Consider the following 235-nt stretch of genomic DNA (forward strand, 5'->3'; position numbering starts at 1 on the left):
GAGCCTGATAGTTACACCCGAATAACGTTACGACTACCATGGAGGGACGAGGCATGATTAAAGTCTTAATTGTCGATGATGAACCGTTAGCACGGGAGAACCTGCGTGTATTTTTGCAGGAGCAGAGCGATATTGAAATCGTTGGACAGTGTTCAAACGCCGTGGAAGGGATCGGCGCGGTGCATAAACTGCGCCCGGATGTGCTGTTTCTCGATATCCAGATGCCGCGCATCAG

1 protein-coding gene is annotated in these 235 nt (G+C 50.6%); it reads left to right on the forward strand.

The window, feature by feature from the left end:
* Positions 1–53 precede the first annotated feature (53 nt).
* A partial coding sequence (locus SB822_RS61085) for a response regulator (RefSeq protein ID WP_410859656.1) occupies positions 54–235 on the forward strand: 182 nt, incomplete at its 3' end.

Source organism: Paraburkholderia sp. SIMBA_054 (assembly GCF_046534875.1).
Classification (GTDB): Bacteria; Pseudomonadota; Gammaproteobacteria; order Burkholderiales; family Burkholderiaceae; genus Paraburkholderia; species Paraburkholderia hospita.